Origin of the sequence: Aeromonas sp. R1-1 (genome assembly GCF_040908495.1) — a bacterium.
Taxonomy (GTDB): Bacteria; Pseudomonadota; Gammaproteobacteria; order Enterobacterales; family Aeromonadaceae; genus Aeromonas; species Aeromonas veronii.
The window spans coordinates 1-7,025 of record NZ_JBFODV010000064.1; the positions used below are offsets into that span (position 1 = coordinate 1).

4 protein-coding genes are annotated in these 7,025 nt (G+C 61.7%); all 4 read right to left on the bottom strand.

The window, feature by feature from the left end; genetic code table 11:
• Positions 1–47 precede the first annotated feature (47 nt).
• On the bottom strand, positions 48–434 hold the full coding sequence (gene msrB, locus AB5Y92_RS03665) for a peptide-methionine (R)-S-oxide reductase MsrB (RefSeq protein WP_368225589.1): 387 nt from the start codon (positions 432–434) through the stop codon (positions 48–50).
• 68 nt (positions 435–502) lie between these two features.
• Positions 503–2,659: a glycogen debranching protein GlgX gene (glgX, locus tag AB5Y92_RS03670; protein WP_368225591.1), complete on the bottom strand. Its 2,157-nt coding sequence runs from the start codon at positions 2,657–2,659 to the stop codon at positions 503–505.
• Complete coding sequence (gene glgB / locus AB5Y92_RS03675; RefSeq protein ID WP_368225593.1) at positions 2,659–4,836, bottom strand: 1,4-alpha-glucan branching protein GlgB; 2,178 nt, start codon at positions 4,834–4,836, stop codon at positions 2,659–2,661. Before glgB ends, glgX begins: the two co-directional genes overlap by 1 nt.
• 82 nt (positions 4,837–4,918) lie before the next feature.
• On the bottom strand, positions 4,919–7,025 hold a 2,107-nt coding region (gene malQ / locus AB5Y92_RS03680; RefSeq protein ID WP_368225595.1), incomplete at its 5' end, for a 4-alpha-glucanotransferase.

Genomic DNA, 7,025 nt, shown 5'->3' on the forward strand with positions numbered 1-7,025 from the left:
GCGCCTCCGTGATGGAGGCGCCGTTTTTATTGCAATGGGTAAGCCGCTTAAGCGTCGGGATCGAAATCCAGACTCAGGCTGTTGACGCAGTAGCGCTGGCCGGTATCGGTCGGGCCGTCGGGGAAGACGTGCCCGAGGTGGGAGCCGCACTGGCTACAGGTGATCTCCACCCGCTTCATGCCGTGGCTGTTGTCCTCGGTGTAGGTCACGGTTCCCTCGATGGCACGGTCGAACGAGGGCCAGCCGCAGCCGGAGTCAAACTTCGCATCCGAGTGGAACAGCACGCTCTTGCAGCAGACACAGAGGTAGTCGCCGCTCTTGCGATTGTGGAGCAGGGCGCCGCTGTAGGGGCGCTCGGTGCCCTTCTCCCAGCAGACGTGAAACTGCTCGGGGGTCAGTTTGCTGCGCCACTGTTCCGGATTGTTACTGCTCATACCGACTCCTTGCCATCCATACCGGAGCCCAGCATAGCGGCTCCGTAAAGCTGACTCCAGCATGCCTCTTATGCTTTGCCTGTATCTGTGATCGAGGTGGCAACCATCTCTTCACCGGATGCAGGGAGAATTTCCTGCTGCGGTGGCTGGGCATCCTCCGCCGTGCTGGCCAGCGCCACCCGCTCCAGCAGTTTGAGGGAGTGGGCCCGGCCGACCGCCACCTGCCGTTTGATGTCATCGGGCAGGAAGGGCAGCCCATCGTTGGTGGCAGTGTCGATGGTCTGGATCCACTCCAGCCCTTCCCCCGGCGGCGGCAGGCGGAACTGGATATCGTAATCGCTGGCGTTGAACAGCACGTACCAGCGCTCGCCGACACAGTTGATCATGCCGATATCCATGGCGAACGCCTGCCCCATGGGAGCGTGCCAATCCTGATCGGTGAGCTGGTGGCCGTCCGGGTGATACCAGTTGACCTGATGGCAGCTGGACGGGGTGCCATTCCAGCTGTCGTCGCTCAGTTGCAGGTTGGAGAAGACGCTGGACTCCGCCCGCAGCGCCATCATCTGCTGGGTGAAGGCGAACAGCCGCTCATCCTCCGGTCGCCACTGCCAGTTGACCCAGCTGATCTGGTTGTCCTGACAGTAAGCGTTGTTGTTGCCAAGCTGGCTGCGGCCCATCTCGTCGCCGGCGAGGAAGTGGGGAGTGCCTTGGGAGAGCAGCAGAGTGGCAATCAGATTGCGCTTCTGCTGCTGGCGCAGGCTGTTGACCCGCGGATCCAGGGTCGGCCCCTCTACCCCGTGGTTATAGGAGAGGTTGTTGCCGTGACCATCGCGATTGTCTTCACCGTTGGCCTGATTGTGGCGCTGGTTGTAGGAGACCAGATCCTCCAGGGTGAAACCGTCGTGATAGCAGAGGTAGTTGACGCTGCTGTGAGGCGAGCGCCAGTTCTTCGGGAAGATATCCCGCGAGCCTACCAAGCGGGTGGCAAAGTCCCCCATCTTGCCCGCATCACCGCGCCAGAAGGCGCGCACCGTGTCGCGATAGCGGTCGTTGATCTCCTGCCACTGGCTCGGAAATTGACCCAGCCGGTAGCCGAAGGGGCCGATATCCCAGGGTTCGGCGATGAGCTTGACCTGTGACAGCACTGGGTCGGCCATCACGGCCTTGAAGAAGGCGCCCATGGGCTCGAACTCCCCAGCTTCCCGCGCCAGCGTCACCGCCAGATCGAAACGGAAGCCGTCCACCTGCATCTCGGTGACCCAGTAACGCAGGGCATCGAGCACCAGCCGCAGGGTGTTGGGGTGATCCAGATTGACGCTGTTGCCACAACCGGTCACGTTGGCGTGACGGGTGTAGTCCGGGCCGTGGGGGCCCGCTTCGAAGGCGTAGTAACCGGCGTTGTCAAAGCCCTTGAACGAGAGGGTTGGGCCGTCGAAGCCAGAGGCGGCAGTGTGGTTGTAGACCACATCCAGGATCACCTCGAGCCCGGCCCGGTGCAGCTCGCGCACCATGGTCTTGAACTCGGTCACCGCCTCGGCCGCCCTGGTGCTGTAGCGTGGCTCCGGGGCGAAGAAGGCGATGGGGTTGTAGCCCCAGTAGTTGGTCAGTCCCAGCTGCTCCAGTCGCGGTTCCGACATGAAGGCGGCCACCGGCATCAGCTGCACCGAGGTGATGCCGAGGCTCTTCATATGCTCGATAACCAGCGGGTGACTGATGCCAAGGTAGGTGCCCTGCAGCGCTTTGGGGATCCCCGGGTGCTGCTTGGTAAAGCCCTTGACGTGGGTCTCGTAGATAATGGTGCGGGCCGGGCTGATCCCGGGTTTGCCAACCCCTTGCCAGTCAAAACTGTCATCCACTACCACCGACTTGGCAATCATCCCGGCACTGTCCCCCTGATAGAGGGCTTCATCCCAGTAGGTGGGACGACTGAGCGCCTTGGCGTAGGGGTCGATGAGCAGTTTTTGCGGATCGAACAGCATCCCCTCCTGCGGGGTGCCATAGACCCGATAGCCGTAGTGCTGACCGGCCTTTACGCCGCGCACGTAGCCAAAGCGATACTGGCCACGGCGGCCGGGCAGCTCCAGCCGCATCAGCTCCTGCTCCTGCTCGTCGTACAGGCAGATCTCCACCTTGTCCGACTGGGGGGCCCAGACGCAAAAGTGGCAACCGTTCTCGTCAAGGCGGGCCCCCAGCGGGTGGCCCACCCCTTTTTCCATTACAAGCATCAAGACTCCTGTTTGATAAACAAGGTCGCCAGCGGCGGCAGATCCAGCACTATGCTGTGCGCCATCCCCTGCCAGGGGGTCGGCTCGGCAGCGAACACCAGACCTACATCATAGTTACTGCCCCAGTAATACTCGCTGTCGGTGTTGAGCACCACCCGATAGTGGCCCCCAGCTGGGACGCCGATCCGATATTCGAGACGAGGCACCGGGGTGAAGTTGCAAGCCACCACAATAGTCTGCTTGCCCTCTTTGTCCGCCCGCAGCCAGGCAAAGATGCTGTTGTCGGCATCGTTGTGATCCAGCCAGCGGAAGCCGGTCTGCTCATAATCGGCCTGATACAAGGCAGGCTCATGACGGTAGAGGTGGTTGAGATCGTGGATCAGCCGCTGCTGACCGGCATGCTTGGGATATTGCAGCAGGTGCCACGGCAGCTGGGCGTCGTGGTTCCACTCGTTGCTTTGAGCGATTTCGGTGCCCATGAAATTGAGCTTCTTGCCCGGGTGGGCGTACATGAAGCCCATGTAGGCCCGCAGGTTGGCGGCTTGCTGCCACTCGTCGCCCGGCATCTTGTAGAGCATGGAGTGCTTGCCGTGCACCACCTCGTCGTGGGAGAGCGACAGGATGAAGTTCTCGTCATAGTGGTAAACCATGGAGAAGGTCATGTCGTTGTGGTGGTAGCGACGGTGGATCGGCTCTTTCTGCATATAGGTGATGGTGTCGTGCATCCAGCCCATGTTCCACTTGAAGCCAAAGCCGAGGCCGCCGAGGAAGGTGGGGCGGGAGACACCGGCAAAGGCGGTGGACTCTTCGGCTATGGTCATGGCGTGGGGATACTTGCCGTAGACCTCCTCGTTGGTCCACTTCAAGAGGCTGATCGCCTCGTAGTTGTGGTTGCCGCCATCGACGTTCGGTACCCACTCACCGGCGTTGCGGGAGTAGTCCAGATAGAGCATGGAGGCGACCGCATCCACCCGCAGTCCGTCGATGTGGAACTTGTCGAGCCAGAACAGGGCGCTCGCCACCAGGAACTGGCGCACTGTGTCGCGGCCAAAGTCGTAGATGTAGGAGTTCCAGTCCGGGTGCCAGCCACGGCGCGGATCTTCATATTCGTAGAGCGGGGTACCATCGAAGCGTGCCAGGCCGTGGGCATCGGACGGGAAGTGGGCGGGCACCCAGTCCAGAATGATGCCGATCCCGGCCTGGTGGCACTGGTCGACGAAGCATTTGAAATCATCAGCGGTGCCGTAGCGGCTGGTGGGGGAGAACATGCCCACCGGCTGGTAGCCCCAGGAGCCGCTGAAGGGGTGCTCGGAGACCGGCAGCAGCTCGATGTGGGTGTACTCCATCTCCTTGACGTAGGCGACCAGCTCCACTGCCAGCTCGCGCCAGTTCAGGCTGTCGCCGTTGGGGTGGCGCTTCCAGGAGCCGACGTGCAGCTCATAGATGGAGAGCGGTTGCTCGCGTTTGTCGTTGTGCTGGCTGGCAATCCACTCGGCATCGTGCCACTGGTACTGGGCGTGGTCATAGACCACGGAGGCGAACGACGGATACTGCTCGCAGTAGAAACCGACCGGATCGCTCTTGTGGGGCAGCCGGTTGCCCATGGGGTCCTTGAGCTCGAACTTGTAGCGATCCCCGGCCTTGAGGCCCGGCACAAACAGCACCCAGTGACCGCACAGGCTGCGCTGCATCGGGTGGCGGCGGCCATCCCAGAAGTTGAAATCGCCGATGAGGCTCACGGCGGTGGCGCTCGGCGCATAGACCGCAAAACGCACCCCCTCCACCTGCTGGCCAAGATGCTCCACGGTGCGCAGCTGGGCGCCAAGGGTGTGATAGAGGTTTTCCGGCTGGGCGGTCAGTTCGGCCAGGCCTGCCCAGGCGGCATCCTGAAACTGATAGGGGTCGATGACCTCGGTGGTGGCATCTTGGTAGCTGGCGATCAGCTGATAGGGGAAGGAGTTTTTGCGGCGGGTGAAAACAGTTTCAAAAAGACCCGATTCATCGGTGGGCGCCAGGGTGGCAACGACTTTGCCCGACTTGAGATCCTTGACGCGAACTTCGAGGGCATCAGGCAACCAGGCGGTCAGTTTGAGGCCGGGCCCATCCGGATTGGCCTGCAGGCCTAAGTGAGAGAAGGGATCGGAACAGCGGGCAGCAACCAAACGTTCAACGAGCATCGAGATTTCCTTTCATGACAGAGCATCCACTCCGGCCGAAGCCGGAGTGGATTTAGGTGAGTGCGCTGTGGGAGACAGCGTCTCAACGACTGGCCTCATCACGGGCTTGGCTCATCTTGCCAGCCAGTGCCTTGAGTGCCTCATTGGCAAAAATATCTTCCAGATCAGCGGAGAGCTTGCGGCGCCAGTTAGGGTATTCGTAACTGGTGCCCGGTACGTTGACCGGCTTGTCCATCTCCAGCCAATCTTCCAGCTGGGTACTGAACAGGGCGCAACTGCCGCGGGACATGTGGATCTGCAGACCGTGGTTGAGTTCGGTGTTCATGCCTACCCAGTTCACGTCATGACTGATGTTGTCAGAGATGACCTTGTGGGCATGCAAGCTGTCGAGGATCCGCTGTTTGGCCTGGTGACGATCAGCATACAGAGTCTTCAATACATCTTCATCCGGATACAGACCCAGTTGACGGCCGAGCGCCAAATCGTCGCAATGCCAGAAGCCCTTGAGGGTCGGCATGTCGTGGGTGGTCAGGGCCGACATCGCCTGCTCTGTGTAGTGCGCCGGGGAGATAAAGCCGCCATCTTCCTTGGAGCGCTCGAAGAAGAACACCTTGTAGGAGTGGACGCCGTTCTCTTTCAGGGTCACGTCGATCCCCTCCGGCACGGTGCCCAGATCCTCGCCGATCAGCAGGCACTGATTGCGGTGGGATTCGAGGGCCAGAATGCCCAGCAGATCGTTGACCGGATAGTAGATGTAGGCGCCCTTGGCGGCGGACGCTCCGGGCGGTACCCACCACAGGCGCAGCAAGGCCATCACGTGGTCGATGCGCAGTGCGCCGCAGGAGCGCATGTTGGCACGGAACAAGTCCACCATCGGCTGGTAGGCCGCTTCAAACAGCTTGTTCGGGTTCATCGGGGGCAGGCCCCAGTTCTGACCGAGCGGGCCAAGGATATCGGGCGGCGCACCGACCGAGGCTTTCGGGCAGTAGAGATCCTGGTTGGCCCAGATCTCGGTGGAGCCTTCGGAGACGCCCACTGCCAGATCCCGGTAGATCCCCATCACCATGCCGGCAGCCTTGGCACGGGCATCGGCTTGCGCCAGCTGCTCGTCAGCCAGGAATTGCAGGTAGAGGTAGAAGTTGACATCTTGCGGGTGCTCGGCCATCCAGGCGGCAACGGCTGGATTGTGGTAATCGCGCAGCTCCTGCGGCCATACCGGCCAGCCCCAGGCATTTTCGCCTTTGGCATAGAAGTGGGCCTGCAGGGCATCAAATGCTGCCTGCTGTTGCAGGCTGTCGCCACCGGCGGCCACGAAGGCATCAAAGGCGGCCTGACGCTCGGCGCTAAGGCATGCTTCGTCGAACACCTGACGCAGCATGCCGAGTTTGGTCTGGATCACGCCGGTGTAATCGACGTTCTCTTTGGCGCGCAGATCGGCCAGATGTTGCTGGAAGGCAGGACTTGCCACTTCCGCCTTCAGGCGATCGCTCTGCTGGAATTCGGGCACCGCTTCCACATTGATATAGGCCACGTTGAGCCAGCGACGGGAAGAGGGGCTGTAGGGACTGGCGCTCTCCGGATTGGCCGGATAGAGGGCGTGGATGGGGTTGAGGCCGACGAAGTGGGCACCCCAGGCGGCCGCTTTCTCGACCAGCTGGCCCAGATCGCTGAAATCACCGATACCCCAGTTTTGGCGGCTGCGCAGGCAGTAGAGCTGCACGCTCGGGCCCCATACCTTGCGGCCATCGGCAATCGGCGCCTGTTTGTAGCAGGCCTTGGGGGCGACGATGAGGCGCATGGTGGCCAGTGGTTCGTCATTGCCCTCTTCCAGCAACACCAGCTGGTGATAACCCAGCTCCGGGGCCATATCCAGAGTGACACGATAGGCCTGGCACTCCATCTCTTCAAATTCGGCCACGCCGACCAGCTCACCCTCGATGGGGGTGAATTGACCGGACAGCACCGCACCCTGCTCCTGCTGGAGCTGCCAGGTGAGGGCGTCGTTGACGAATTCGATGGGGAGGCGAACCTCAAGGGTAACGGCGTCGCCGGTGCGAACCACCATCACAGGATCCAGCGCCCGCAGCCAGTGCTGGCGATGCTCCTCTTCCAGCTGCTGCACCAGTGCGGCCTCGTCATCGACGCGGTAGCCCATGGCGCCCAGCATGGCGGCCTTGCTCTCTTCTGAT